Here is a 23730-nt window from a genome sequence, read left to right on the forward strand (position 1 = left end):
TCTATTTTCTCAGAAAAATTATACCACGAAAAATATACAAGAATAGTTTATCGAATAATCTAAATAATCAATCTTATGTTACAGGCCTTGTTATCTCTATATTGTATCCGTTTTCATAATTATTTTAACTTTTCTTCATTTTCACTAAATTACGAATTATTTTTTTATAAATTCAAGTTTTCATACTTTAAAATGACTTAAGACGAATGATTTAGTTAATTATACATATAATATTTCGTATAATTCCATTCTATCTTCAGTTATTTCATTTATGGTTTCGATATCGATGGAATGATGCATACAAGGTCCTCAGATTCATATCTTTATCCTTATATAGAGATTTAATCCAATATGAATATAACATTAACATTCTTTTGTGCTCGCTAAGCCACGAAAAAAGGCAGAAATGTTGATGTCGCAACATTTCTGCCTTTTTCTTTTCATTTTGTTAAACCCTGCTTCTTACCAAACAATAAATAACAGGATAATGGCTAAGACCATACGATAAATAGCAAATGGCGTCAACTTCACTTTATTAATCAATAATAGGAAGAAACGTATGCAGAATAACGCAAATATGAAGGCACTGATAAACCCTGCGATAAAGAATGGTAACACGTCAGGCGTAAAGTACTCCCAGTATTTTACGATTTTCAGCAAACTGGCTCCTGCCATGATAGGCACAGCCATGATAAACGTGAAATCGGAAGCTGCACGGTAACTCATCCCCAGCAGTACGCCGCCTGATATGGTGGAACCCGAACGGGAGAAGCCTGGCCAAAGGGCTAGACATTGTATCAACCCGACACCTAAGGCTTGTTTATAAGTAATTTGATCAACCGTTTCGGCTGTCAATTTCGGTCGGAACCTATCCGCTGCAATCATCAGCAAAGCACCGAGGAATAATCCGACGATTACCGTCTTTACAGTGAATAAATGGTCATCAATATAATCTTCGAACAATAAACCTAATACGGCCGCAGGCAGCAACCCTACGATGATTTGAAGCAAATTCAACTTTTTCCCTGCCACGGCAGAGGGGTTCTTCATCTTTCGTAATCCGAGCAAGTCCATGAACCGCCCCCAAAAGAGCACAACAACAGCCAGTATCGATCCCAGCTGAATGACGACCTTGAATGCATTCGCTACTTCACTACCAAATATTTCGGTAGATTTCAGCCATAGATCATCCACTATGATCATATGCCCCGTAGAAGATACTGGTGCAAACTCCGTCAGGCCTTCCACAAGGCCAAGGATAACGGCCACAAAAATTTCCCATATATTCATTGTTTTCACCTCATTATTTCTCCGCTTGTAAATGGAAATACCATTGTATTTTACTCGTTGTTTAAAATATTGTCTATTAATCATTGCTGAAAGAAAGAAGAGATACATGTATCATAGATTCAAGGTTCTTCTTTTCAGAAAAAGGAGTGATGCATGTGAAAAACACCCAAATCTATGCCCACCGTGGATCCAAAGGAACGCATCCTGAAAATACGATGATTGCATTCAAAGAAGCCCTACGAGTCGGGGCGGATGGCATCGAGTTCGATGTCCACCTCAGTTCGGATGGGGAATTGGTAATCATCCATGATGAAACACTTGACCGGACGACCACTCTTTCCGGGTATGTAAAGGATTTCTCCGCAGAAGAGTTAAAATCAGCGGATGCGGGAAGCAAATTTTCCGAGGAATTCCATGGTGAGAAGATTCCATTCTTAGGTGAAATTTTCGAATGGGCGAAGGAACATACATTGTGGATGAATATTGAGCTTAAAACAGATAAGCTCCCTTACGAAGGCATCGAAAAAAAAGTTGTGGGTTTAACTCGGCAGCATCACATGGAAAATCGAGTGATTCTTTCTTCTTTCAATCATCGATCGATTGAAAACGTAAAGACGCTGGCCCCGGAATTGGAGCGGGCTTTATTATTCGAGGGATTGCCAGCAAACGTCGAAGAAATTTTAGCCGAGAAAAAAGAAGCTGGCTTTCATCCTGACAAAAATAGCCTGACCCCATCCATTCATGCCACTGCGAAGAAACTTGGATACAAAGTCCGCCCTTGGGTGGCCAATAAACCAGAAGATATCGAGCGGCTAGTCAAATGGGGAGTCGATGTCATCATGACCGATTTTCCTGAGAAAGCCATTACGACTCTGAAAGGCATGTCAGCCAAATAAAATGTGAAAGAGAAGGGGAACATTCCCCTCCTCTTTCAATCCATGTTTATTCAGTTATTAGCGAGTCGATCCGCCTAATTGTTGTTCAGCCATTTGCACTAAACGTTTTGTAATTTCTCCACCAACTGATCCATTAGCACGTGATGTTGTGTCTGCACCAAGGTTTACACCGAATTCAGAAGCAATTTCATACTTCATTTGCTCTAGAGCTTGTTCTGCACCAGCTACTACTAGTTGATTGCTGCTATTGTTGTTTGCCATGTGTTTCTCACCTCCTTATATATATTTATTTACATCTCCCCCTCCAATTATGTTTTCCAATTTATTGAATAATCGTAACTTTAGGAAGATAACTTCTTCGCTCGCTATCATGAATTTCTTCCTATGCTCATAAACTGTTAGGAAACTTTCAGTAAGGGGGAAAAGACGTGCAAATTCATGTGGTTAGGCCTGGCCAAACGTTATTTGGCATCGCCCAAACATATAGCGTGAGCGTTGACCGGCTCGTTGAATCAAATAAAATTCCTAACCCAAATAATCTTGTCATCGGCCAGGCCATTGTCATTCCAATCGTCGGCAGCTATTATTTTGTCCAGCCTGGTGACACTTTATTTTCGATTGCTCAAAAGGTGGATGTACCCTATCAAGAATTAGCGAGAATCAATGGCATTTCCGATCAGGACTCCTTATCCGTGGGGTACCGCCTTTATATTCCTGCCCGAAAAAAACGGACTGCTGAATTCAACGGCTATGTCGAGCCCCGTGGTACATCAGTCGCTCCTGCCCTTGAAACAGCTGCTCAGGAAGCCGCACCTTATTTGACATACTTAGCGCCATTCAGCTTTCAGGCACTGCGAGATGGCTCCTTAAAGGAACCGTTGCTCAATAACTTTCCCACCATTGCAAGAGAAAACAAGAATGTCCTCATGATGGTCATCACCAATCAGGAAAACGATCAATTCAGTGATGAACTTGGTCGAATCATCCTGACGAACACCTCTGTGCAGAATAAGTTCCTAAACAACATTGTGACCACAGCCAAGAAATATGGATTCAGGGATATTCACTTTGACTTTGAGTTTCTACGCCCGTCCGATAAAAATGCCTATAACCAATTCTTACGTAAAGCAAGGGACCGTTTCAAAAAAGAAGGTTGGTTCATCTCGACGGCACTTGCACCGAAAACCAGTGCGGAGCAAAAGGGTGGCTGGTATGAGGCACATGACTATAAGGCACATGGTGAAATTGTCGACTTCGTGATCATCATGACGTACGAATGGGGATACAGCGGCGGTCCAGCACAGGCGGTATCCCCGATAGGACCGGTTCGGGACGTACTGGAATATGCCATCACCGAAATGCCGGCCAATAAGATTCTGATGGGACAGAACCTATACGGATATGATTGGACATTGCCTTTTGTCCAAGGCTCCATCGCCAAAGCGATCAGCCCTCAGCAGGCCATCCAGATTGCTGCCGCGAACAATGTATCCATAGAATACGATGAGAAAGCGCAGGCGCCCCATTTCAATTACACGGATGCAGATGGGAAGGAGCATGAGGTCTGGTTTGAAGACGCCCGGTCCATTCAAGCGAAGTTCGATTTGATCAAAGAATTGAACCTTAGAGGAATGAGTTACTGGAAGCTAGGCCTTGCCTTCCCGCAAAACTGGTTGCTCATCAGTGAGAACTTCAATGTCCGACGACGGGTCTGAGGGATTTTCATATTTTTTTGCATATACCATGTGGTCCTCGCATACCATCAAGTATTGAGCATGAAGTCCTTTTTCCGGATACGTGACTCCATATGATAAAAACCTTCCGTCAGGTCACGGAAGGTTTTTATCATGCTTATATTCTTACTAGAATTCTTTATATATCCGTTAACTCCTTATGAGTTCAGTTCATTTTGTCCATACTAAAAGGACTGTCGTAGGGGGGATAACATGATCCGAATCAATCCGTTCAGCAACACTTTTAAAAGGTCTCCACGTTTACTCAAACTATTTTTGACCATCATCCTATTTTTACTTGTATTCGGTTGGCTGATTCATCTAGTCGAGCCTGATAATTTCCCTTCCATATTCGAGGGAATTTGGTGGGCAATCGTCACGATATCGACCGTTGGATATGGGGATTTCACCCCACTTACGAAGTTTGGGAGAATCCTCGGGATGCTTCTCATCTTATCGGGTGTCGGGCTCATCACTTCTTATTTTGCCTACATCGCCAAAATGTCCATCTCAAGCGACCAACAATTCCTTTCCGGAAGAAAGGAGTTTAGCGGCACCGGTCACTTTATTATCATCGGCTGGAATGGACGTTCAAAACGAATCATCAAGAACATTCATGAACGCATGCATAACCAATATATTGTCTTGATTGACGACACATTGACCAAGCACCCTTTGCCACGGACGAATATACATTTTGTCCAAGGGAAAGCCAGTTTGGATTCCGTTTTGCAACAGGCCAATATTAAACAGGCGGCACGGGTCCTCATCACTGCCGATCTCCAACAAAACGAACTGCAGACCGACATGTTCACCGTGTTGGCTTTACTGGCTATAAAAGGACTGAACCCTCATGTATATTGTCTTGTTGAAATTTTAACGCAGGAACAGAAGGAAAATGCATTACGTGCGGGAGCAGATGCCATTATCGAAACAAATAAGTTTGCGAGTGATTATATGCAGGAATGTTTATGGAGAGGCATGGAAAAGCGGGAAGAAGAAAATTCGGCCACCGAAAATGGTTTAAAGATTGAACAGATGCCCGTCCAATTCGATTGGAACGGGCAAACATTCAAACAATTGGGGATTACATTATTAGATAAGGATATTCTCTTGGTTGGCATCATTTCAGGAGGCGAGACACGTATCAAGCCTCCTGCAGATGCAATCATCCATCAAAATGATATCTTGCTCATCATCGATCGTTAATCCAATAAGATTTTTTCAAGGTCCCGAACGAGGGATTTCCCATACGCAATATATTCCTGAGGAAATTCAGCATCGGGGTCTTCCGGCTCGGCAAATTGATTAAATGAAGCGGAGAGATTCCCGATATTTCCCTCGCGGTCGATGCCATCTTCATACTTATGAGATAATAAATACGGCGTCATGATTTCAACCATGGCCCCGTCAGTATCAAGTGACCCATCCACAGCTTTGAAGGGAACACGCAAAAACTGATAGCCATCTTTGTCGTCCATTTTGAAATCGAAGGTGCCGTGGTCATAATCCCAACCACCACCAATCATATACCCTTCTGGTTTAAGCTTCGTTTCCAAATCGAATAATCCAAAGGTTTTCCCTTCCAATTTAGAAGATATTTCAATCATGTTAAAAACCTCTTTTGCTAATTTTAATAATTAGCTTACCCAAAAGTCTTAAAATAACCCCTATTGATCACTATCCTCTTTCGATTGGGTAAAAAACAAATTGGCTTCGGCTGTACCTTCTGATTGATAGGCTTCCTGGATATCTGCCTGCTGCTCTGTTTTCTGTTTTTCCAGATCCTTCATAGCGTTTTGATTTCCCGTAGTTGAAGTGGTACTTATCGTTCCAGCGTAACTATTCGTTGTCGAAGATAGTTGCATGCACAGTCCCTCTTTTCTAGGTATCGGATTACATAGCATTATCAACCTTTTTTCTTAACTTTTTCTTAATCCGATAAAAAAAGGCATCATGCGTGGACAATCTAGTCCAGCATGATGCCTTCTTCACTTTATTTTATAAACGCTGTTCGAGTTCCGCCTTTTTCTCTTCATACCCTGGTTTTCCTAGCAGGGCAAACATATTCACCTTGTAGGCTTCGACCCCAGGCTGATCAAACGGATTGACCCCCAACAGATAGCCGCTCATCGCGCAAGCCTTCTCAAAGAAATAAACAAGGTAGCCGAATGTGAAGGCATCCAGTTTTGGTACGGAAACAATCAGGTTAGGAACACCGCCATCCGTATGAGCCAATAAGGTACCTTCAAATGCCTTGTTATTGACGAATTGTACGGTTTCACCAGCCAGATAATTCAAACCATCTAAATCATTTTCTGCTGCTTCAATCGAGATTTCATGACGTGCCTCTTCCACTTTGATGACCGTTTCGAAAAGGTCGCGTCGCCCTTCCTGTACATACTGCCCCATCGAATGCAGGTCCGTAGAGAAGTTGGCGGCTGCCGGGAAAATCCCTTTCTGGTCCTTCCCTTCACTTTCGCCGAACAACTGCTTCCACCACTCTGAGAAATATTGCAGACCAGGTTCATAGTTGATCAACATTTCAATGGTTTTCCCCTTATTATAAAGGACGTTACGGACGGCCGCGTATTGATAAGCCTGGTTCTCGGAAAGCTCCGATGAACTGAAGTCCGCTCTAGCGCTCTCCGCCCCTTCCATCACTTGATCTATATCCGCACCACTTACAGCAATCGGAAGCAAGCCCACTGCAGTAAGTACAGAATACCTTCCACCGACATCATCCGGAATGACGAACGTTTCAAATCCCTCTTCCGTGGCCACTGTCTTTAATGCGCCCTTTTCTTTATCGGTAGTCGCGAAGATACGGCCTTTCGCTGCTTCTGGACCATACTTTTGCTCGAGAAGCTTACGGAAAATCCGGAACGCAAGGGCAGGCTCCGTCGTTGTGCCCGATTTGGAAATCACATTGATTGAAAAGTCCTTGTCGACCAATACGTCCATGACATCTTGCATATATGTAGAACTTATGTTGTTACCAACGAATATGATTTGCGGAGTGTTTCTTTTATCAGAAGGTAAAAGGTTATAGAAACTATGTTGCAGCATTTCAATGGCTGCACGTGCTCCTAAATACGAACCACCGATTCCGATGACCAACAGGACGTCCGAATCTTCTTTTATTTTGGCGGCAGCTTTCTTGATCCTGGAGAACTCTTCTTTATCATAATCCTTCGGTAAATCAACCCAGCCCAGAAATTCATTGCCCGCACCGGTCTGTTCGTGTAGAGAATGATGTGCCACTTTTACAGCATCCTGTAAATAGGTCATTTCGTGCTTTCCGAAAAACGGTAGAGCTTTTGAATAATCGAAATGTAGATGGGACATGCCAATTCCTCCTTTATTCTTTGGTTACTCTTTTACTTTATCTGATGTATTTAGCAGAATCAAGAAATCGCTAAGTCTTTTAGAAAAAACTCCCACTATCGAATAGTGGGAGCATATCGTAAGGTTCTTATAATGAAGCACGTAGAATCGCAAGGACATCTTCGCGATTCAATACTTTAAACCGACCGAATTCTCCATTGCTCATCGCTTTATCGGCAATGACTTCAAGTTGTGAATCGTCGATATCGTAATCTGCAAGACGCGACGGGGCCCCTAAGCTGCTCCAGAATGACTGAAGGCGTTCAATTCCCTCAAGCGCAACCTCTTCACTGGATTTGCCCTCTGGGTCGACCTGAAAGACACGGACGGCAACTTGTTTGAACCGCTCGACATTTTCATGGAGCACATGTTTCATCCAATTAGGGAATAATATTGCCAGGCCTCCCGCATGGGGAATATCATAGACCGCAGAGACGGCATGTTCAATATTATGAGTGGCCCAATCGCCAAGATATCCTACTCCCAGTGAACCATTTAACGCCACATTGCCCGCATACAAAATCGTAGCACGATTTTCATAATCCTCGAGATCTTCCAATAACTTTGGAGCCGTTTCCATGACCGTCACCAGAAGTGATTCACAAAAGCGGTCCTGAAGCGGAGCATGCGTTTCTTGATGGAAATACGTTTCGAAAACATGTGACATCATATCGACCATGCCATAGACGGTTTGATTTTTTGGAAGTGAAAAAGTATTTTCAGGATCAAGGACCGAGAATTTAGGAAATAACAAAGGACTTCCCCATCCGTATTTCTCTTTCGTTTCCCAATTCGTAATGACCGAACCCGAATTCGCTTCAGAACCGGTTGCAGCAATCGTAAGGATTGTCCCAAAAGGAAGGGCTTCTTTGACGGGAGCCTTTTTGGTGACAAGATCCCAAGCGTCTCCTTCATACTTCGCACCCGCAACGATGCCTTTTGTTGCATCGATGACACTTCCGCCGCCTACCGCTAGCACGAAGTCGATTTGATGTTCCTTACACAACTCCACACCTTTACGGACAGTCGTGATCCTTGGGTTTGGTTCAACTCCTGCCAGTTCATATACTTCCACCTGGATTTCTTTCAATTCCTCCATCACTTTATCATACAGCCCGTTTTTCTTGATGCTTCCGCCACCGTAGACGAGCAACACTTTCTTTCCGTAGGCAGGAATTTCCTCTTTTACGCTTTTCAATTGGTTTCTACCAAAGATGATCTTAGTAGGATTCTTATACGTGTAATTTTCCAATATATATAATCTCCTTTTGCATTGCCTTTTTTTCAGCAGCCCCATGCCACTGCAGCAATGGATATTTTATCCCTTCATTATGACGAACATTCCATATAAATACAAAATATCCGTTTAGAAGTTTTTTCTGGGGTGTATATAATTATCTTCAAAAAGCATGATAAGTAAAGAAAGATGCTTATAAAAAAGGAGGCTATACAATGAGTGGATTACAAAAAACGGCACTTGTTTTAACAATCATCGGAGCCATCAACTGGGGACTAATTGGATTTTTTCAGTTCGATCTAGTCGCAGCGATATTCGGCGGACAAGATGCTGCTTTGGCTCGCATCGTTTATGGCTTAGTGGGAATCGCCGGGCTTATCAATCTTGGTCTTCTCTTCAAGCCAAGTCCCCAAACGTCTCGTGAAACTGAAACAAAACCAACTCAATGAATCGCTAAAAGAAAATATGTATAAAATAAAGCCGGTCCATGAAACATGTCCCGGCTTTATCAATTATTGAAGAATAATAAAAAAACCGGATGGTCCTAAGACCATCCGGTTAAAAAAATTATTTTTTGATTAAGTCTTCGCGTTCAGATTGATCGATCCACGCTTGAAGTTTATCTTTTAAAGAGTTGAATCCTTCAGTAGACTCGATGTGTGATGTTGCTTTAACAGATGCTTGGCGTTTTTTTGGAGCTTTCTTAGGAGCTTCAGTACGCTCAGGAGCTTCTTCTGTTGCGCGGATTGATAAGCCGATTTTTCCAGCTTTTGAATCGATTGAAAGTACTTTAACTTTCACTTCATCGCCCACTTTTAAATGTTCGTTAATATCTTTTACGAACCCGTGAGTGATTTCAGAAATATGAACTAATCCTTGAGTTGAATCATCTAAAGCAACAAATGCACCGTAAGGTTGAATACCAGTTACCTTACCAGTAACTACTGCACCAATTTCGAATTTTTCAGACATGGTAACACTCCTATTTTATATATATTTTTTCGGCTTTTCACGCAATACAAAATTATATCACAGAGCTGGAAATAATCAAAGTTAAGTATACCATACTTTTTCCGCTAAAACGTAAAAATTTTGTAATTGAGTGTCCATTTCGATATATGGCTATTATTTATAACTTATCCTAAAAGTTTTCATTTAATTCTTTGTCCCCATTTTTTCGATCATTAATTTTTCAAAAAATTAGCATAACAAAAAACTACCAAATTGAGATTAATCGTAGTAAGATGAGAAAATGTTTATCTCTACATTCACGTATTTCTATACCTCTAAAGGAGTTTTTCACCATGGCAAAACAAGAGCAATGGTCTTCCAAAATCGGATTCATTCTAGCAGCGGCTGGGTCCGCTATTGGTTTGGGTGCCATCTGGAAGTTTCCATATATGACAGGGACAAATGGAGGCGGCGCTTTTTTCCTTTTTTTCGTGATTTTCACCCTCATGATCGGCACACCCTTACTTATCGCCGAATTCACCATCGGCCGGAATGCACAAAAAGATGCCATTCGGGCCTACAAGCACATTTCACCAGGTAAACCCTGGGTGTTACTAGGATATGGCGGAGTTCTAGCATCCATCATTTTACTTTCCTTCTATAGTGTTGTTGGTGGCTGGATCCTTTCCTATTTATGGAGAAGCTTTACCGGGTCCCTATCAAATTTAACCCAATCGGAATACAGTGGCCTTTTCAATACCGTTATCAGCAGTCCTTATGAAACGGTCATTGCGCAGCTTCTTTTCATGGTCTTGACGATTTGGGTCGTACAAGGTGGCGTATCCAAAGGGATTGAAAAGGCCAATAAGTACATGATGCCTTCCCTATTCGTCCTTTTTCTTGTCCTTCTCGTTCGTTCCATGACACTTGAAGGTGCGATGGAAGGTGTCCGTTTCTTTTTGAAACCGGATTTCTCCTCCTTGACGGAGCAGACGATTTTATTAGCGCTAGGACAATCCTTCTTTGCACTTAGTGTAGGTATTTCCGTGATGGTCACCTATGCTTCGTACTTAAGTAAGAATGATGATATTACAAAATCGGCAATATCCGTAGTCGGGTTGAATATTTTCATTTCCTTATTGGCGGGCTTGGTCATTTTCCCGGCCGTATTTGCCCTTGGTTTCGATCCTTCAAGTGGACCAGGACTCGTCTTCGTCGTGTTGCCTGCGGTCTTTAATGAAATTACCTTCGGTGGCATTTTCATGGCGATTTTCTTCGTATTATTATTATTCGCTACGCTTACTTCAGCGTTCTCCATTCTGGAAATCATCGTAGCATCCATGATAAAGGGCGATGCTCGGAAGCGCCGGAAATCTTCATGGATAGCCGGCCTTCTTGTTTTCGTGATCGGGATTCCAAGCGCATTATCATTTGGCGTACTCTCCGATGTGAAGATTTTCAACTTGACCTTCTTCGACCTCGCTGATTATGTGACAAGCAACATCGCCTTGCCTATCGGAGCCTTATTCATCTCTCTTTTCATTGGCTATCAGATGAAAAGGCTCCAAGTTCAGAAAGAGTTCGAAATGGGGGCAAGCCCAGTATTCTCTTTCTTCAAACTTTGGTACTTTCTCATTCGCTATATCGTTCCGGTAGCGATACTCGTCGTCTTTTTGAGTTCAATCGGTCTATTTGACAAGTAATGTTTCCTTCATTCAAAACGCCGCATCGGTAATCGATACGGCGTTTTCTTTTCACAAAATATCCATATCATTCCCACTGTGTACAAGTTAAAATATGGTAAAATGACCTTATTACTACTATTTCCTGAAAAAGGAGTGATTGACATGTCAAATATCGCAAAGAATATTCGGCAATACCGGGAAGATCATAATCTCACTCAACAAGAACTGGCTTTGAAACTACGTATGGGCACCAAGAAAATTGAAATGTATGAATCAGGGGAAGTCACGCCTGATACCCAGACCATTTTACGGCTTTCCACCGTTCTTGATATCCCTGCCTCAGAGCTAATCCAAAATGGCCCCGTTGCGAATGCTTCAGGTTTGGATGAAGAAATGGAAGAACTCATTCAGGAAATTGGACTCAAACAGGCTAAGCTCATCCTCCGTACCGCGAAAGATTTCAGTGAAGAACAAATTTTAAATATCATGCATCATTTATATAACACACAAACTAAATTGTAAAAATATCCATATCAGGCGTATTATTTTCTATAAACTGGATATACTATGATTAACACTTTCTATGTTAATCCATTAAGATTAACTCTTTTTTCTAATTCCCCCTATGGATAGGGATTCGCCGTATATTACGGCGAATCCCTATTTTTTTGCGTATGGGGTTTTAGTACTTGCTATATTTCTGCATGAACCGATCCATTCTTTTAATGGCTTCCTGAAGCTGTTCCATGGAAGAAGCATAAGAACAACGGATATGCCCCTCACCACTTTCCCCGAAAACATCTCCCGGTACCACGGCCACAAGTTCTTCAGTCAGCAGTTTTTCTGCGAACTCCATGGAAGTCATGCCCGTTTTCTCAATGGATGGGAAGGCATAAAAAGCTCCGCCTGGATTATGGCAGTCCAGACCGATTTCGTTAAATGACTTTACGATATAGTTGCGTCTTCCTCTGTAGCTGCGGCGCATATCTTCCACATCTTGCATTCCATTCTTCAAAGCTTCCAATGCTGCAAACTGTGCCATGGTCGGAGCGCACATCATCGCGTATTGATGGACTTTGAGCATCGCTGCGGAAATTTCCGGAGGCGCACATACAAATCCAAGACGCCATCCAGTCATCGCAAACGCTTTAGAGAACCCGTTGATGACGATCGTACGCTCAAGCATGCCGTCGATGGCGGCAAATGACGTATATTTCTCATCATATGCAAGCTCCGCATAAATCTCATCGGAAAGGACTAATAAATCATGCTTTTTGATGATTTCAGCAAGTGCTGCCAACTCCGATTTCTCTAACTGAGTTCCAGTCGGGTTATTCGGCGAACAAATCAAGATTGCCTTCGTCCTTGGTGTGATGACCGCTTCGAGTTGCTCCGGCATTAACTTAAAGTCATGCTCCCTGGAAGTTTGGACAGTGACCGGCACCCCTCCTGCCATCGTTACCAACGGTGCATAGGCAACGAAACAAGGTTCGACGACGATGACTTCCTCACCAGGATTCAAGATTGTCCTAAGGGCAATGTCGAGGGCCTGACTTGCACCCACCGTAACAATGATTTGATTCTCGGGATCATACGAAACCTCAAACTGCTTTTTCATATATCCACTGATTTCCTGCCTCAATTCCATCAAGCCGGCATTAGCTGTATAAGAGGTGTATCCTTCTTCCAATGAGTTGATTGCCGCTTCCCGGACTGCCCAGGATGTAACGAAGTCCGGTTCTCCCACTCCAAGTGAAACGACTCCTTCTAGATTGGCAGCCAAGTCGAAAAATCGACGGATACCCGATGGTTTTAGCTCTGAAACCGTTTTTGACACGAAACTCGTTTTAATCATGGTGATACCACTATCCTTCTGTCTTCTTCTGTTTGTTCAAAAATTGTCCCATCATGCTTATATTTCTTCATAATAAAGTGAGTTGTCGTGGAAATGACAGAATCGAGCGTCGAAAGTTTTTCCGATACAAACCTTGCCACTTCATTCATTGAACGACCTTCCACGATGACGGAAAGGTCATACGCACCGGACATCAAATAAACGGACTCCACTTCTTTGAATCGATATATACGTTTGGCGACTTCATCGAAACCAACTCCGCGTTTTGGGGTTACTTTAACATCGATCATGGCTGTCACACCGTGATATTCATCTACTTTTGCCCAGTTAATCACGGTCAAGTAACGTACAATCACACGCATATCTTCCAATTTCTTCAACGTTGCTTCAATGTCCGCTTCAGATAACTCGGTCATTTTAGCCAAATCCTTCTGATCGATCCGGCTGTTATTTTCAATGATTCTTAAGACTTCCAATTCCCCTTCATTCAAATGCATTGGAAAACCTCCCTATTAGAATTCATAAATGTAGACATGATGGTTTGGCTGGCAGAAAGCCCGATCAATTTCCTTTTAAAGCCTTGTTTAAAGGCATGTATGACACGATTAAATTAATAAGTTCTATTCTGTCAGGATAAACTTACACTATTATACCAAAGTTCACGTAATATCTGTTATAGTAATTGTATTTTTTAATGGGGATAATTTCTGGTATTGTTATGTAACAGGATAAAGAGGAAATTATTTAAAACTAAGGAAGATAAGCAACAGCAGTAGCTTCTTATTTTGCTTAGGAATGGTAGAGGAGAACACGAATATGGAAAGTTACGTAAAGAAAGACATTGAGCAGATTGGGGATATCGATATGTATTATGAACACATTCATGTTCATGACTCTTTCCCCACCCTGGTATTAATCCATGGGTTTTTATCATCAAGCTTTAGCTTCCGGAAACTGATACCCCATTTAACGAAAGACTATAATGTCATCTCGATAGACTTACCTCCATTCGGTCAAAGTGGGAAAACTAATCGCTATACATACTCTTTCCGGAACATCGCAGGTTCCGTCGTACAGCTTTTGGAAGAAAAGAACATCAAGAAGTTCAGCATCATTGCGCATTCCATGGGTGGACAGGTTTCCTTGCAACTCATCAAAGCTTATCCTGGCCTGGTCGAGCGCGCCGTCCTTCTTGCCGGATCCGGGTACGAGCCAAGCTTCCCGAGAAAGATGAAGATGCTCAGCTACTTCCCTTTCTTTTCATTTGGGGTAAAGGGATATCTCCAAAGGTCCGGCATCGAAAAGAATCTAAGGAATGTCGTCCATAATCAGACGATGATCGACGATGAAATGCGCCAGGGCTATCTCGATCCTTTCATGAAGAAGCATGATATATTTCGTGCCTTAGGAAGGATGTTACGTGATAAGGAAAGCGATTTATCATCCGAACAACTTCATTCAATCGATACGCCCTGCCTGCTTGTTTGGGGGCGGTATGATCGAGTGGTTCCGATCGACATTGGAAGAAGACTACATGAAGACCTCCCCAATTCCAAGCTCATTGTCATGGAAAACACGGGCCATTTACTTCCTGAGGAGAAACCCGAAGAAGTGTATCAGTTAATCAAGGAGTTTTTAGACGAATAGACGAAACCATATAAAGAGGGATGACCCGAATTCGGAGTCATCCCTTTTCTTTAAATCGAGCAGCTGGCATCATTTTTGATGATCAGCAGTTTTTGTGCAACCTGTAGACACCGTTCCAACTGGACGGGTTCATCAAATGCAAATTCGTAGATGGACTTGATTTTTTCCGCCAGTTCCTGAAGGTCATCTATATCGCGTAAGGCCACGACCGTGTCGGCAATCTCCGGTTCATATAGTTCCCCGCCAATCCCATACGGATCCCATTCTTGCAAAGTAGCCACAAACGCTATATTCATTTGTTGTGTATCCATTATAATCACCTGCTCCATAATTTCGGAAAGAACATGTTATCATAGTATCATAACAAGTATCTTTTCGTTAAGACGTTAACAGGGCATGATAAAAAATGATTTGGCGGTGAATATATTGAACAGATCTATTTTTGATGAACACATCAGTAGGGAACATACCGGTTCTGTAAAGTGGGACAAAATGGCCCTTACATCATTATATGGCAGGGAAGACATCCTGCCTATGTGGGTGGCCGATATGGATTTCCCTTCTCCTGAACCTATTCAAAAAGCATTAATCGAACGAGCGAATCATCCGGTCTTCGGATATACCGTCCCTTCAGAGTCGGTGTACGGCGAGATTCAAAAATGGGTGAAAGACCGGCATCAATGGTCCATCACAAAAGACATGATCACATTCAGTTCTGGCGTCGTTTCAGCCATCGGTTCCACCATTCAGGCCTTTACGGAACCTGGGGATAAGATTCTGGTGCAATCTCCTGTCTATACCCCTTTCTTCGACATGATTAAAAACAATGGACGGGAAGTCGTCAATAGTCCCCTTCTCTTGGAAGCTAACAGATTTGCAATCGACTTTGAAGATCTTGAGGAAAAGTTGAAGACCGGCGTTAAGCTATTCCTCCTTTGCAGTCCCCATAATCCTGGCGGTCGCATTTGGACAAAGGAGGAGTTATTGCGCATCGGGGAACTTTGCTTGGCCCATCATGTCACCATTGTCAGCGATGAAATCCATGCAGACCTCTTTCACTCAACAGCCATGCATCATCCTATCGCTTCATTGGCGGACAAGTTAGCCGAAATCACGGTCACGTTAATGGCACCAAGCAAAACGTTCAATATCGCTGGGCTACAGGCCTCGTTCTTGATTACCAGCAATAAAGAGCTCCAGGTCAAACTGCAGAATGCCCAAACAAGACAGGCCTTTCACGGTTTGAATATTTTTGCCTTAACGGCCATGGAAGCCGCCTACCGGGATGGGCTTAGTTGGCTCACCGATTTGATTGAGTATATTGAAGAAAATGTTAAAGTGGCCGAGGCGTTCATTTCTGCTGAAATTCCTTCCCTTCGCGTCATGCATCCTGATGCCTCTTACCTCCTATGGATTGACTGTCGCGAACTCGGTCTTTCCGATAAGGAAATACAAGAACGACTGATCCATAAAGGAAAAATCGCCTTAGAGCCTGGAACAAAATATGGTGCAGGCGGAGAAGGATTTGTCCGGATGAATATCGGCTGTTCACTCAGCCTGCTGCAAGATGGATTAACTCGTCTCAAACTGGCTTTTTCATAAAACAGACAAAGAACCAGGCGAATTGCCTGGTTCTTTGCTTTTGGCTATTGGTTTTCTTCCTCGACATACGGATCTTTTTCATAACGCGGCAAATCTCCAAAGGGAGTCTGAGTATCCTCTTCTATTAAATCATCTTCTATTTCCTGGTATTGGACGTTATGATAAACCGTTAAGTTTTCCCCATATAGATCCACACCGGCTATATTCTCATAGTTCTCGACGAATCCTACATTTTCAGACGAATCGATATACGTATCCTCATAATCACTTGGTGGATAGGCAAAGTCGGAAGGCGTCTCCGATGTACCATATCTAGCTACGTCTTGCCAGCTATCTTCCGCATCATATCCGACAGAGCTCGTCCCATCGCAATCATATGTGGCGAAGCTTGGACCAAGCACCTCCTCTTCGACCGGACGATTATGGGAAGTCTCTTGAGATGGGCTATGCTCCACACAAAAAGTCGTGGTCGGAACAATATTCAGCCTTTCAAGCGGAATCTCCTTCGAACAAACCTCACATTTTCCATAATTCCCTTCATCAATGGCCTTAAGCGCTCGATCGATATCCCTGATTTCATCACGATAATGCTCCCCAAGTGCCAAATCTTTTTCACGTTCGAATAATTCCGTTCCTTGATCCGCCGGATGGTTATCATACACGGATAGTTCCCCTGTCCAATTTCGTACGTTCTTTCTTAAGCCAAGTGCGTAAGATTCCTCTAATTGCTCTCCCAACCGGTGCTTCGTTTGCTGAAGTTGCTGTTGGAAGCTATTTAGTTGCTGATTGGATAGCATATGCAACACCCTTTCATAATCAACCTTTCCCTAGTATTTCTCTCTTTGGCGCATTCCATAAAGGTATTTTTTCCCTCGAGAATAAATTGAACAATCCTGCAAAAACTAACTAATGATACCAAATCTTAAAGGAGGCTATCTCATTGTATTTTTATAAAGAGGATCTAATTAATATGATCGTACCGGACAAACCCGATCCCAATGCTGCAAAAGTTCTTCAAGAAGCGCTCGGTGGCCAATTCGGAGAAATGCGTACATTGATGCAGTTTTCGTTTCAAAGCGCCAACTTCCGCGGCAAGGAAAAAAAATATCGGGATTTAATCCGAGGGGTGTTCCTTGAGGAACTGAGCCATGTGGAGCTTGTTCAGACCACAATCAATCAGTTACTTAATGAAGCAGGTGGGAACCTGCCGGGAAATTCAGGTCCAAATGGTGCCCCGCTTGAGGAAGTGATCCAGTCTGGTGCGAACCCTCATCATTTTATCATCGGTGCCAAAGCTTCCCTTCCCGTAGATGCAGGAGGCAACCCTTGGAATGGGTCATGGGTATACGATCATGGAAACTTAATTGCCAACCTTTTAAACAATGTGATGCTTGAATCGACGGGGGTCCTTCAAAAATCGAGAATTTATGAAATGAGCTCCAATAAAACCTTGCGTGAAACCATTGCGTTCCTCATGGTACGTGACAACGCCCATCAAAATGCGTTTGCAAAGGCTTTAGAAACACTGGGAGTGGATTGGGGTAAAATCTTCCCTGTCCCAAATTATGACCTGAATAAATATCCGGAATGCCGGAAATATGTAGATTTGGGCTACCATAATGCCCAATTCAACTTCAGGCTTGACCAAACCCGGATCGGCGAAGTATTCCAAGGGGAGACACCAAGCCGTAATGGCGGCAATCTTTCTGTCATGGAACCACCTAAAGGATTTCCAGTTCCAGAGATGCCGGACATGCCTAGTGAACATGCTCCAGGTTTGAATGACCTCAATAACTAAACGAAAAAGCGGACACATCGCTGTGTCCGCTTTTGTATGGATTATGGATATTAATTATTGATATATTTTTCGAACACATACCCGAAATCTTTCACATGGTACTTCTTGCGGCTATCCATCAACCAGTCAAACGCAACGGCATTGATATCCTTGAAGCTGGACACCATTTGACTGCCATCTGTACGGACTTGATTCAATGTCGATGAGGCCAAGTTTACGCTTTGTTGCGCAAATTGAAGGGCATAGGCATTCTCATGGCAAATTTCCGAAATTTTAACGAGTGATTTAAATAGATCCTTCAATTCCTCGATGAATTTCTTATGCACGTCAATCGAGAAGGTTTTAGCACCGATCGAGAATTTAATCTCAGCATCTAAATCGACGGTACCAGCGGTTTCTAATGTCACATGCGAAAACTCATACTGGCTATAGCTATATCTGGTCAGCATCCGTTTCTTGCTGATGGCACTTGTTCCGTCGAGATGGATGAACGCTTGGTTCGTGAAGCAATATTCATCCGTTTTCGATTTAATCAGGAAATAAATTTTCTCGTCATCTTCATGCATGATGTAATCATCAGCATCGACCTTATCATAATCAGCAGGCTTAATCACACTTCCTATATCACTGAGACCCAGAGCATCTGCTGCCATTTTCTTAAACATATCCATTCCTCCTATTTAAACTAGTTTTTCGAGAATGATTTCATCCCGTATTGGAATGCCATCGGAGCTGTAAAACGGGATTTCCGGTTTTGTCTTTCTTGATTCTTCCACGGCATTCCTCACAATCTCGGAAATGACATACCCACGTTTTTGAAAGAACTTCAAAGCCTGTAAATTATCATTCGTGGTAATGGCTTTAATGGAGTGGCAATTCTTTTCCTTGGCGATATTCTCAATCACATAAAGTAAGGATGAGCCCACGCCCTGATTCTCATGCTCACTGTTCAGGGAAATGATTTCACATTGTTGATTCAGCACTTTATACGTGACCATCCCCATGATTTTCTCATCCCCATCCATTACCGCAAATCCATCGAGTTCCGCATAATGGAACATGCCGATTGAAAAGACGACTTGAGTCGTCTCCCAATGTTCCATGAAGAAGCTCTTGACCGTATCTGTCGCAATCATTCTCTTCGCTATGATTTGCATAACACTTTCCGCCCCCAAAACTCTCTCTCTATAGCTTATAGTATAAAATGCTTATGCCAAAATGGGAACTAGTTTATTTGTTCCATGTTTTCCTGTTTTGCTAAAACAAGGTAGTCAGAAGCACAAAGCCGTTCAAGAAAGGGAATCATCTTGTAGATGCCGGTTTCTTTTCGTCACTTCCTCCTCGAACTTCTTCGTCTTCAATTCTTCTTTCTTCGAGTATCTGATGATGGCCCTCATCGTAAACCCAGCTGCAATCAAAAAGATGACACAGGTAATGCCTGCGGGAATATATTCACTTTTGTCTTCCGGAAAATAAAGAAACATACCTAATAGTGCGGAGTATAGAACGTCCATCTATTTCATCCTTCCTGAAAAATGATCTTTTTCCTCATTATAACAATTATTGAATCAATCCACTAGTCAAGTTCCTCCCTTAGAAATTAAAAAAGCGAGAGGCCCTATGCCCCCCGCTTCACGTACCTTCGTTTATAAAATCGTAATGCCTTTAATGACTACATCCACAGCTGGCTTGTCTCCCGCAACCGTCTCTACATTGGCGATCGTATCGACAACATCCATGCCCTCGATAACTTGGCCGAATACGGAATGTTTGTGGTCTAACCATGGTGTTCCGCCATTTTCCATATAAGCACTGATGATTTCTTCCGGATATCCGGCTTGCTTCATTTGTTCACCCATTCTGCTGTCTACATGCTGTGCCTGAACGATGAAGAATTGGCTTCCGTTCGTTCCTGGACCCGCATTCGCCATGGAAAGGGCTCCGCGCAGATTGAACAGTTCCATGGAGAATTCATCTTCAAAATTCGTGCCCCAGATGCTTTCCCCACCCATTCCTGTACCTGTCGGATCTCCACCTTGTAGCATGAAATCCTTTATGACACGGTGGAAGATGATTCCATCGTAATATCCATTCTCAGCGTGTGTTAAGAAGTTTTCTACTGTTTTAGGAGCATGCTTGGGAAACAGCTTGATTTTAATATCACCAAGCGTCGTCTGCATGATCACCGCTTTTTCATTTTCCGATATTTCGGTTGTTAATTGTGGAAATGTTGTCATGGTTCATTACCTCTTTCGTTTTTAAATAAATGGCTCATATCTCCATTCTTTAACCTTCATTTCTACACTTTACACGACTTCGGAAAAAAATGCATCTTTGATACAGTAAACAAATTCATTGTATAAAATCATCGTACTTATGTATCATGTAGGGAGTGAACAAGAAAGGTGGATGAAGGAATGTCCGAGCATGAATTCAAGGTTGGCGATAAGGTAACCGCCATTTATAAAACAGGGAAATATATCGGGGAAATCACCGATATCCGTCCTTCTGCATATCTTGTAAAAGTATTGGCAGTCATGAAGCACCCTATGCAGGGAGACCTTCATAATCCGAAGCAAACGGAAGTATCCATGTTTCATCAACGACGTGCCCTGGCATTCCGGGAACAAACCAATGTCCCGATGAATATGGTGAGGGTATACGATGGGGACATTCCAGATTATAAGGAATCCTTACGGGTATCTGTTGAGAAGATGGCCCGCACTTTAACCGAAAGCCAAACAGAATGGAACAACAAAAGTTTGGAGCTGCTTGAAGACCTAGCAGCGGATTATTTTAAATAACATATAATAAAAGCCAAATCAATAGAAATTGATTTGGCTTTTATAACGCTAAATGATTCAATACTTTGGATAAATCGATGCGGTCACCGATTGTCGTCGGTTCGTGATTTTTCATATAACTTTTGTCTTTCTCCACCAGTTTAAAGATATTATACGTGGTAATGGCATCATCAAGGGCCCTATGATGCTTACCTGTCCCCTCTTTTCCATAGGCCTGTACGGCTTTCCATAATCCCGTTTGATTTTGATCTCCGAAGAAACGCTTGTATTCCAGGCAAAGATCGCTCTGTTTCCCCGTGAAAGGGAAATTCAGACCTGCTTTTTGACAGTTCTGACGAAGCACCTTCATATCCATGTTACCCCAGGTGACGATGGTCGTTGGATGCTTCTCATCCAATTTTGCTAAAAAGGTAACCAATTCTTCAAATGAAATTCCACGATCCACCTGGTTTTGGGTGATATTCAGGAATTTCTTGCATCGATTCGTCAATTCTGGAAACCTTGACGGATTAACGTAGGAAGAAAACTGTTCTTGGACTGTATCGTTTACGACTGCGATTAAACCGACCTCAATGATTTCCGGGTAGAAACCAACTGGATTTGCCTTTCCTTCGGGCATTGTAAATTCAAAATCAATGAATACATACTGCTGTTGTCCATCCATTTTCCGAACCCTCCTTATTCATGACATCTTTCCACCGACTAAATTTGGTTATTTTTTCCGTAAGAATATTATAACAGAAGATTGAAATAAGTTTTTATTTGATTTTCATTAAGCCAGAGCCATTCACCCAGCCAGTTTTTCTCCATTGCGTTAAGCAACTTCAGAAGAAACCCTTTATCATCTTCCTTAATTGGATTATGATGGATGAAACGAAGCGAAAGGACCACTCTTTTTTACCCACATCTTTTCCATTAAGTTACTAAAAATATATTAGTTAGGAAGTTGAACTATGCGCGCGTACCTTGGCTATATCACGATTTTCTTCTTAGTTCCTGTCTTATCCATCTTCATCTTTCTTTCCTATCAGGAGTGGTCTTTAGCTGAAACTCCCCATCATGTCTTGGATGAACGCATCCCCTTCGATCAGATTGACCTGGCTCAGACCAGTTACATGACGGCCGCAAATGGGAAAGTGATTAGTGAAATTCCCAATGGAGAAAACCGGATCTATTTGAAGCTTGACGATATCCCCGTGTTTCTAGAAGACCTGTTCATTGTCACGGAAGATCAAAAATTTTATGAGCATAGGGGAATTGATATAACCGCGATCAGTAGGGCCTTGCTTGTCAATTCACAGAAGAGTGCAATCAAACAAGGCGGGAGTACCATCACCCAGCAATTGGCCAGGAATGTTTTCCTTACCCATGACAAGACGTATAACCGAAAGCTAAGTGAACTCTTTTACGCCTACCAGCTAGAACGGAAACGGTCCAAGTCCGAAATCATCGAGCTCTATATGAATGCCATTTACTTCAACAACGGGGCTTACGGAATCGAGGCGGCTTCCCAACTCTACTTCAGCCAATCGATCAAGGATCTATCAAAGGCCGAAGTGGCCTTTCTTGCAGCCATTCCTAATAATCCCGAACTCTATAACCCTCTTAAACACTTTGATAACACGAAAAAGCGTCAAGAGCGGATACTAAAACAAATGGTTGTCCAAGGTAAACTGGAGCAGAAGGAATTCGATAAACTCATTAAAAAGGAAATCAGGTTGGACTTGTCCACCAACATCGATTTATACCCTGATTATGTGACATATGTCCATCAAGAGTTGAAAAACCTGGTCGCTTCGGCGGAAGGTCTGACAAAACCATTGAAAAGCTCGGATGAAGTCACACGCAATCAAGCGGAAGCCAAACTGAATGAACAGGTCACAAAGCTTCTGAAATCTGGCGTGACCATTCACACGGCACTCGATATCAATCTACAGACCCAGGCCAAGTCGGCCATGCAATCGAAAATCGGATTCAATGATATCGAAGGTGCATCAGTGGTTATACAGCATCATACGCACCAGCTTGTCTCTTTGATTGGGGGAAAGGATTATAAAAAAAATTCTTTCAACCGGGCATACCAAAGTTACAGGCAACCTGGTTCGACCATAAAGCCTCTTCTGGATTATGCACCTTATATAGAAGAAACGGGAGCGGATATCAATCAGCTTGTTAGCGGGGCAAACTATTGTAGCAACAGCTACTGTCCACAAAATTACAATGGGGCGAGCTACGGCATGGTCACTATAAGGAATGCTTTTGCACAATCCTATAATACGCCGGCCATCAGGCTTTTTGAAAAGACCGGCATAGAAAAGAGCTTCAGCTATCTTAATGCCTTTCAATTCAAAAAGGTGTCCATCCAAGATCACCACATCAGTTCGGCCATCGGCGGTTTTGAATACGGGATGAGCCCTCTTGAAATGACCAATGCCTTTACCTCATTCAATGATGGCCGCTACCAGCCTGCACGGGCAATCACGAAGGTCACAGACCAAGAAGGAAACGTTCTTTATAAATGGAAAAATCAATCGAAAAAGGTGTGGAATAAAGACACCGTCAGCAAAATGCGGCAGCTTCTTCACGAAGTCACCACAAATGGGACGGCACGCTCAGCCTATTTCCCGTCTGAATATATCGGGGGAAAAACAGGCACAACCAATGATGCCAAAGACATTTGGTTCGTCGGCCTGACAGGAAACTATACAACCGGCGTCTGGGTTGGGAAAGATAAGCCAGCCAACCTGCAAGCCGTCTATTCGCGACAGCCCCAGATAGAGATATGGAAGGCAATCAGCCAAGCCGCTGAATGGTAAAAGCAAGTCATGATAAGACGACGGAGGGA

27 protein-coding genes are annotated in these 23730 nt (G+C 42.7%); 11 read left to right on the forward strand and 16 right to left on the reverse strand.

Annotated features, from left to right (window positions below):
- Nucleotides 1-462: 462 nt before the first annotated feature.
- The gene (locus ACIQXH_RS17910) at nt 463-1290 is read right to left on the reverse strand and encodes an undecaprenyl-diphosphate phosphatase (RefSeq protein ID WP_402871142.1); all 828 of its coding nucleotides are present in this window, start codon (nt 1288-1290) and stop codon (nt 463-465) included.
- Between the two features lie 155 nt (nt 1291-1445).
- Between ACIQXH_RS17910 and ACIQXH_RS17915 the strand changes: the two genes are divergently transcribed.
- Nucleotides 1446-2186 (forward strand): glycerophosphodiester phosphodiesterase, encoded by a 741-nt coding sequence (locus ACIQXH_RS17915; RefSeq protein ID WP_403125126.1) that lies wholly within the window; start codon nt 1446-1448, stop codon nt 2184-2186.
- A 57-nt stretch (nt 2187-2243) separates the two neighbouring features.
- Here ACIQXH_RS17915 and ACIQXH_RS17920 read toward each other — a convergent pair whose 3' ends face one another.
- Nucleotides 2244-2447 carry an alpha/beta-type small acid-soluble spore protein gene (locus ACIQXH_RS17920; protein ID WP_402871137.1) on the reverse strand — a complete coding sequence of 68 codons (204 nt, stop codon included), beginning with the start codon at nt 2445-2447 and terminating at the stop codon, nt 2244-2246.
- A 167-nt stretch (nt 2448-2614) separates the two neighbouring features.
- Here ACIQXH_RS17920 and ACIQXH_RS17925 point away from each other — a divergent pair, with 167 nt between their 5' ends.
- Both ACIQXH_RS17925 and ACIQXH_RS17930 read left to right on the forward strand, forming a co-directional pair.
- The gene (locus ACIQXH_RS17925) at nt 2615-3901 is read left to right on the forward strand and encodes a glycoside hydrolase family 18 protein (RefSeq protein ID WP_403125129.1); all 1287 of its coding nucleotides are present in this window, start codon (nt 2615-2617) and stop codon (nt 3899-3901) included.
- 231 nt (nt 3902-4132) lie between these two features.
- A complete protein-coding gene (locus tag ACIQXH_RS17930) occupies nt 4133-5128 on the forward strand; it encodes a potassium channel family protein (RefSeq protein ID WP_402954255.1) in 996 nt (331 codons plus the stop codon).
- Here the strand turns inward: ACIQXH_RS17930 and ACIQXH_RS17935 are convergent.
- From ACIQXH_RS17935 to ACIQXH_RS17950, 4 genes are all read right to left on the reverse strand, one after another.
- Nucleotides 5125-5529, reverse strand: coding sequence for a YugN-like family protein (locus ACIQXH_RS17935; protein ID WP_402871129.1), 405 nt, complete (start codon nt 5527-5529; stop codon nt 5125-5127). The genes ACIQXH_RS17930 and ACIQXH_RS17935 overlap by 4 nt on opposite strands.
- 60 nt (nt 5530-5589) lie before the next feature.
- Entirely contained in the window at nt 5590-5787 is a 198-nt protein-coding gene (locus ACIQXH_RS17940) for a hypothetical protein (RefSeq protein WP_403125132.1), read from the reverse strand.
- Nucleotides 5788-5920: 133 nt separating this feature from the next.
- A complete protein-coding gene (locus ACIQXH_RS17945) occupies nt 5921-7267 on the reverse strand; it encodes a glucose-6-phosphate isomerase (protein ID WP_402989946.1) in 1347 nt (448 codons plus the stop codon).
- Between the two features lie 127 nt (nt 7268-7394).
- Entirely contained in the window at nt 7395-8558 is a 1164-nt protein-coding gene (locus ACIQXH_RS17950; protein ID WP_403125135.1) for an iron-containing alcohol dehydrogenase, read from the reverse strand.
- A 200-nt stretch (nt 8559-8758) separates the two neighbouring features.
- Between ACIQXH_RS17950 and ACIQXH_RS17955 the strand changes: the two genes are divergently transcribed.
- Complete coding sequence (locus ACIQXH_RS17955; protein ID WP_402871121.1) at nt 8759-8992, forward strand: DUF378 domain-containing protein; 234 nt, start codon at nt 8759-8761, stop codon at nt 8990-8992.
- Nucleotides 8993-9110: 118 nt separating this feature from the next.
- Here ACIQXH_RS17955 and yugI read toward each other — a convergent pair whose 3' ends face one another.
- Nucleotides 9111-9515 (reverse strand): S1 domain-containing post-transcriptional regulator GSP13, encoded by a 405-nt coding sequence (gene yugI / locus ACIQXH_RS17960; protein WP_402871118.1) that lies wholly within the window; start codon nt 9513-9515, stop codon nt 9111-9113.
- Nucleotides 9516-9847: 332 nt separating this feature from the next.
- Between yugI and ACIQXH_RS17965 the strand changes: the two genes are divergently transcribed.
- Both ACIQXH_RS17965 and ACIQXH_RS17970 read left to right on the forward strand, forming a co-directional pair.
- Nucleotides 9848-11197: a sodium-dependent transporter gene (locus tag ACIQXH_RS17965; protein WP_403125139.1), complete on the forward strand. Its 1350-nt coding sequence runs from the start codon at nt 9848-9850 to the stop codon at nt 11195-11197.
- Between the two features lie 144 nt (nt 11198-11341).
- A complete protein-coding gene (locus tag ACIQXH_RS17970) occupies nt 11342-11701 on the forward strand; it encodes a helix-turn-helix domain-containing protein (RefSeq protein WP_402954270.1) in 360 nt (119 codons plus the stop codon).
- A gap of 160 nt (nt 11702-11861) precedes the next feature.
- Here ACIQXH_RS17970 and ACIQXH_RS17975 read toward each other — a convergent pair whose 3' ends face one another.
- Nucleotides 11862-13034, reverse strand: a complete 1173-nt coding sequence (locus tag ACIQXH_RS17975; RefSeq protein WP_402954273.1) for an aminotransferase — start codon at nt 13032-13034, stop codon at nt 11862-11864.
- Nucleotides 13031-13531: an Lrp/AsnC family transcriptional regulator gene (locus ACIQXH_RS17980; protein ID WP_402871106.1), complete on the reverse strand. Its 501-nt coding sequence runs from the start codon at nt 13529-13531 to the stop codon at nt 13031-13033. Before ACIQXH_RS17980 ends, ACIQXH_RS17975 begins: the two co-directional genes overlap by 4 nt.
- 319 nt (nt 13532-13850) lie before the next feature.
- Here ACIQXH_RS17980 and ACIQXH_RS17985 point away from each other — a divergent pair, with 319 nt between their 5' ends.
- A complete protein-coding gene (locus ACIQXH_RS17985; RefSeq protein ID WP_403125143.1) occupies nt 13851-14681 on the forward strand; it encodes an alpha/beta fold hydrolase in 831 nt (276 codons plus the stop codon).
- Nucleotides 14682-14731: 50 nt separating this feature from the next.
- Here the strand turns inward: ACIQXH_RS17985 and ACIQXH_RS17990 are convergent, their stop codons facing one another.
- The gene (locus ACIQXH_RS17990; RefSeq protein WP_402954276.1) at nt 14732-14992 is read right to left on the reverse strand and encodes a DUF1871 family protein; all 261 of its coding nucleotides are present in this window, start codon (nt 14990-14992) and stop codon (nt 14732-14734) included.
- Nucleotides 14993-15077: 85 nt separating this feature from the next.
- Between ACIQXH_RS17990 and ACIQXH_RS17995 the strand changes: the two genes are divergently transcribed.
- A complete protein-coding gene (locus ACIQXH_RS17995) occupies nt 15078-16283 on the forward strand; it encodes a MalY/PatB family protein (protein ID WP_403125146.1) in 1206 nt (401 codons plus the stop codon).
- 44 nt (nt 16284-16327) lie between these two features.
- Here ACIQXH_RS17995 and ACIQXH_RS18000 read toward each other — a convergent pair whose 3' ends face one another.
- Nucleotides 16328-17080 (reverse strand): TraR/DksA C4-type zinc finger protein, encoded by a 753-nt coding sequence (locus ACIQXH_RS18000; RefSeq protein ID WP_402989960.1) that lies wholly within the window; start codon nt 17078-17080, stop codon nt 16328-16330.
- A 143-nt stretch (nt 17081-17223) separates the two neighbouring features.
- Between ACIQXH_RS18000 and ACIQXH_RS18005 the strand changes: the two genes are divergently transcribed.
- Nucleotides 17224-18081, forward strand: a complete 858-nt coding sequence (locus ACIQXH_RS18005) for a manganese catalase family protein (protein ID WP_402989963.1) — start codon at nt 17224-17226, stop codon at nt 18079-18081.
- A 50-nt stretch (nt 18082-18131) separates the two neighbouring features.
- Here ACIQXH_RS18005 and ACIQXH_RS18010 read toward each other — a convergent pair whose 3' ends face one another.
- From ACIQXH_RS18010 to ACIQXH_RS18025, 4 genes are all read right to left on the reverse strand, one after another.
- Nucleotides 18132-18746, reverse strand: a complete 615-nt coding sequence (locus tag ACIQXH_RS18010; RefSeq protein ID WP_402989964.1) for a PH domain-containing protein — start codon at nt 18744-18746, stop codon at nt 18132-18134.
- A 15-nt stretch (nt 18747-18761) separates the two neighbouring features.
- On the reverse strand, nt 18762-19238 hold the full coding sequence (locus ACIQXH_RS18015; RefSeq protein ID WP_402989966.1) for a GNAT family N-acetyltransferase: 477 nt from the start codon (nt 19236-19238) through the stop codon (nt 18762-18764).
- Nucleotides 19239-19370: 132 nt separating this feature from the next.
- Nucleotides 19371-19595, reverse strand: coding sequence for a hypothetical protein (locus tag ACIQXH_RS18020; RefSeq protein WP_402871085.1), 225 nt, complete (start codon nt 19593-19595; stop codon nt 19371-19373).
- 132 nt (nt 19596-19727) lie between these two features.
- On the reverse strand, nt 19728-20318 hold the full coding sequence (locus ACIQXH_RS18025) for a peptidylprolyl isomerase (RefSeq protein WP_402871083.1): 591 nt from the start codon (nt 20316-20318) through the stop codon (nt 19728-19730).
- A gap of 180 nt (nt 20319-20498) precedes the next feature.
- On the opposite strand from ACIQXH_RS18025, the gene kapB reads away from it, so the two are divergent.
- Nucleotides 20499-20885, forward strand: coding sequence for a kinase-associated lipoprotein KapB (kapB, locus tag ACIQXH_RS18030; RefSeq protein WP_402871080.1), 387 nt, complete (start codon nt 20499-20501; stop codon nt 20883-20885).
- 40 nt (nt 20886-20925) lie between these two features.
- Here kapB and kapD read toward each other — a convergent pair whose 3' ends face one another.
- Nucleotides 20926-21549 carry a 3'-5' exonuclease KapD gene (gene kapD, locus ACIQXH_RS18035; RefSeq protein ID WP_402954291.1) on the reverse strand — a complete coding sequence of 208 codons (624 nt, stop codon included), beginning with the start codon at nt 21547-21549 and terminating at the stop codon, nt 20926-20928.
- A gap of 289 nt (nt 21550-21838) precedes the next feature.
- Here kapD and ACIQXH_RS18040 point away from each other — a divergent pair, with 289 nt between their 5' ends.
- Entirely contained in the window at nt 21839-23701 is a 1863-nt protein-coding gene (locus ACIQXH_RS18040; RefSeq protein ID WP_403125149.1) for a transglycosylase domain-containing protein, read from the forward strand.
- Nucleotides 23702-23730: the final 29 nt, after the last annotated feature.

This window comes from Peribacillus sp. NPDC097225, assembly GCF_044761955.1.
Taxonomy (GTDB): domain Bacteria; phylum Bacillota; class Bacilli; order Bacillales; family DSM-1321; genus Peribacillus.

What these genes read in the sequence shown, in the direction of transcription:
- ACIQXH_RS17910 (WP_402871142.1), bottom strand. Translation starts at nt 1,290, where the DNA reads ATGAATATATGGGAAATTTTTGTGGCCGTTATCCTTGGCCTTGTGGAA.
- ACIQXH_RS17920 (WP_402871137.1), bottom strand. Translation starts at nt 2,447, where the DNA reads ATGGCAAACAACAATAGCAGCAATCAACTAGTAGTAGCTGGTGCAGAA.
- ACIQXH_RS17930 (WP_402954255.1), top strand. Translation starts at nt 4,133, where the DNA reads ATGATCCGAATCAATCCGTTCAGCAACACTTTTAAAAGGTCTCCACGT.
- ACIQXH_RS17935 (WP_402871129.1), bottom strand. Translation starts at nt 5,529, where the DNA reads ATGATTGAAATATCTTCTAAATTGGAAGGGAAAACCTTTGGATTATTC.
- ACIQXH_RS17940 (WP_403125132.1), bottom strand. Translation starts at nt 5,787, where the DNA reads ATGCAACTATCTTCGACAACGAATAGTTACGCTGGAACGATAAGTACC.
- ACIQXH_RS17945 (WP_402989946.1), bottom strand. Translation starts at nt 7,267, where the DNA reads ATGTCCCATCTACATTTCGATTATTCAAAAGCTCTACCGTTTTTCGGA.
- ACIQXH_RS17955 (WP_402871121.1), top strand. Translation starts at nt 8,759, where the DNA reads ATGAGTGGATTACAAAAAACGGCACTTGTTTTAACAATCATCGGAGCC.
- yugI (WP_402871118.1), bottom strand. Translation starts at nt 9,515, where the DNA reads ATGTCTGAAAAATTCGAAATTGGTGCAGTAGTTACTGGTAAGGTAACT.
- ACIQXH_RS17965 (WP_403125139.1), top strand. Translation starts at nt 9,848, where the DNA reads ATGGCAAAACAAGAGCAATGGTCTTCCAAAATCGGATTCATTCTAGCA.
- ACIQXH_RS17970 (WP_402954270.1), top strand. Translation starts at nt 11,342, where the DNA reads ATGTCAAATATCGCAAAGAATATTCGGCAATACCGGGAAGATCATAAT.
- ACIQXH_RS17975 (WP_402954273.1), bottom strand. Translation starts at nt 13,034, where the DNA reads ATGATTAAAACGAGTTTCGTGTCAAAAACGGTTTCAGAGCTAAAACCA.
- ACIQXH_RS17980 (WP_402871106.1), bottom strand. Translation starts at nt 13,531, where the DNA reads ATGCATTTGAATGAAGGGGAATTGGAAGTCTTAAGAATCATTGAAAAT.
- ACIQXH_RS17985 (WP_403125143.1), top strand. Translation starts at nt 13,851, where the DNA reads ATGGAAAGTTACGTAAAGAAAGACATTGAGCAGATTGGGGATATCGAT.
- ACIQXH_RS17990 (WP_402954276.1), bottom strand. Translation starts at nt 14,992, where the DNA reads ATGGATACACAACAAATGAATATAGCGTTTGTGGCTACTTTGCAAGAA.
- ACIQXH_RS17995 (WP_403125146.1), top strand. Translation starts at nt 15,078, where the DNA reads ATGATAAAAAATGATTTGGCGGTGAATATATTGAACAGATCTATTTTT.
- ACIQXH_RS18000 (WP_402989960.1), bottom strand. Translation starts at nt 17,080, where the DNA reads ATGCTATCCAATCAGCAACTAAATAGCTTCCAACAGCAACTTCAGCAA.
- ACIQXH_RS18010 (WP_402989964.1), bottom strand. Translation starts at nt 18,746, where the DNA reads ATGTTTAAGAAAATGGCAGCAGATGCTCTGGGTCTCAGTGATATAGGA.
- ACIQXH_RS18015 (WP_402989966.1), bottom strand. Translation starts at nt 19,238, where the DNA reads ATGCAAATCATAGCGAAGAGAATGATTGCGACAGATACGGTCAAGAGC.
- ACIQXH_RS18020 (WP_402871085.1), bottom strand. Translation starts at nt 19,595, where the DNA reads ATGGACGTTCTATACTCCGCACTATTAGGTATGTTTCTTTATTTTCCG.
- ACIQXH_RS18025 (WP_402871083.1), bottom strand. Translation starts at nt 20,318, where the DNA reads ATGACAACATTTCCACAATTAACAACCGAAATATCGGAAAATGAAAAA.
- kapB (WP_402871080.1), top strand. Translation starts at nt 20,499, where the DNA reads ATGTCCGAGCATGAATTCAAGGTTGGCGATAAGGTAACCGCCATTTAT.
- kapD (WP_402954291.1), bottom strand. Translation starts at nt 21,549, where the DNA reads ATGGATGGACAACAGCAGTATGTATTCATTGATTTTGAATTTACAATG.
- ACIQXH_RS18040 (WP_403125149.1), top strand. Translation starts at nt 21,839, where the DNA reads ATGCGCGCGTACCTTGGCTATATCACGATTTTCTTCTTAGTTCCTGTC.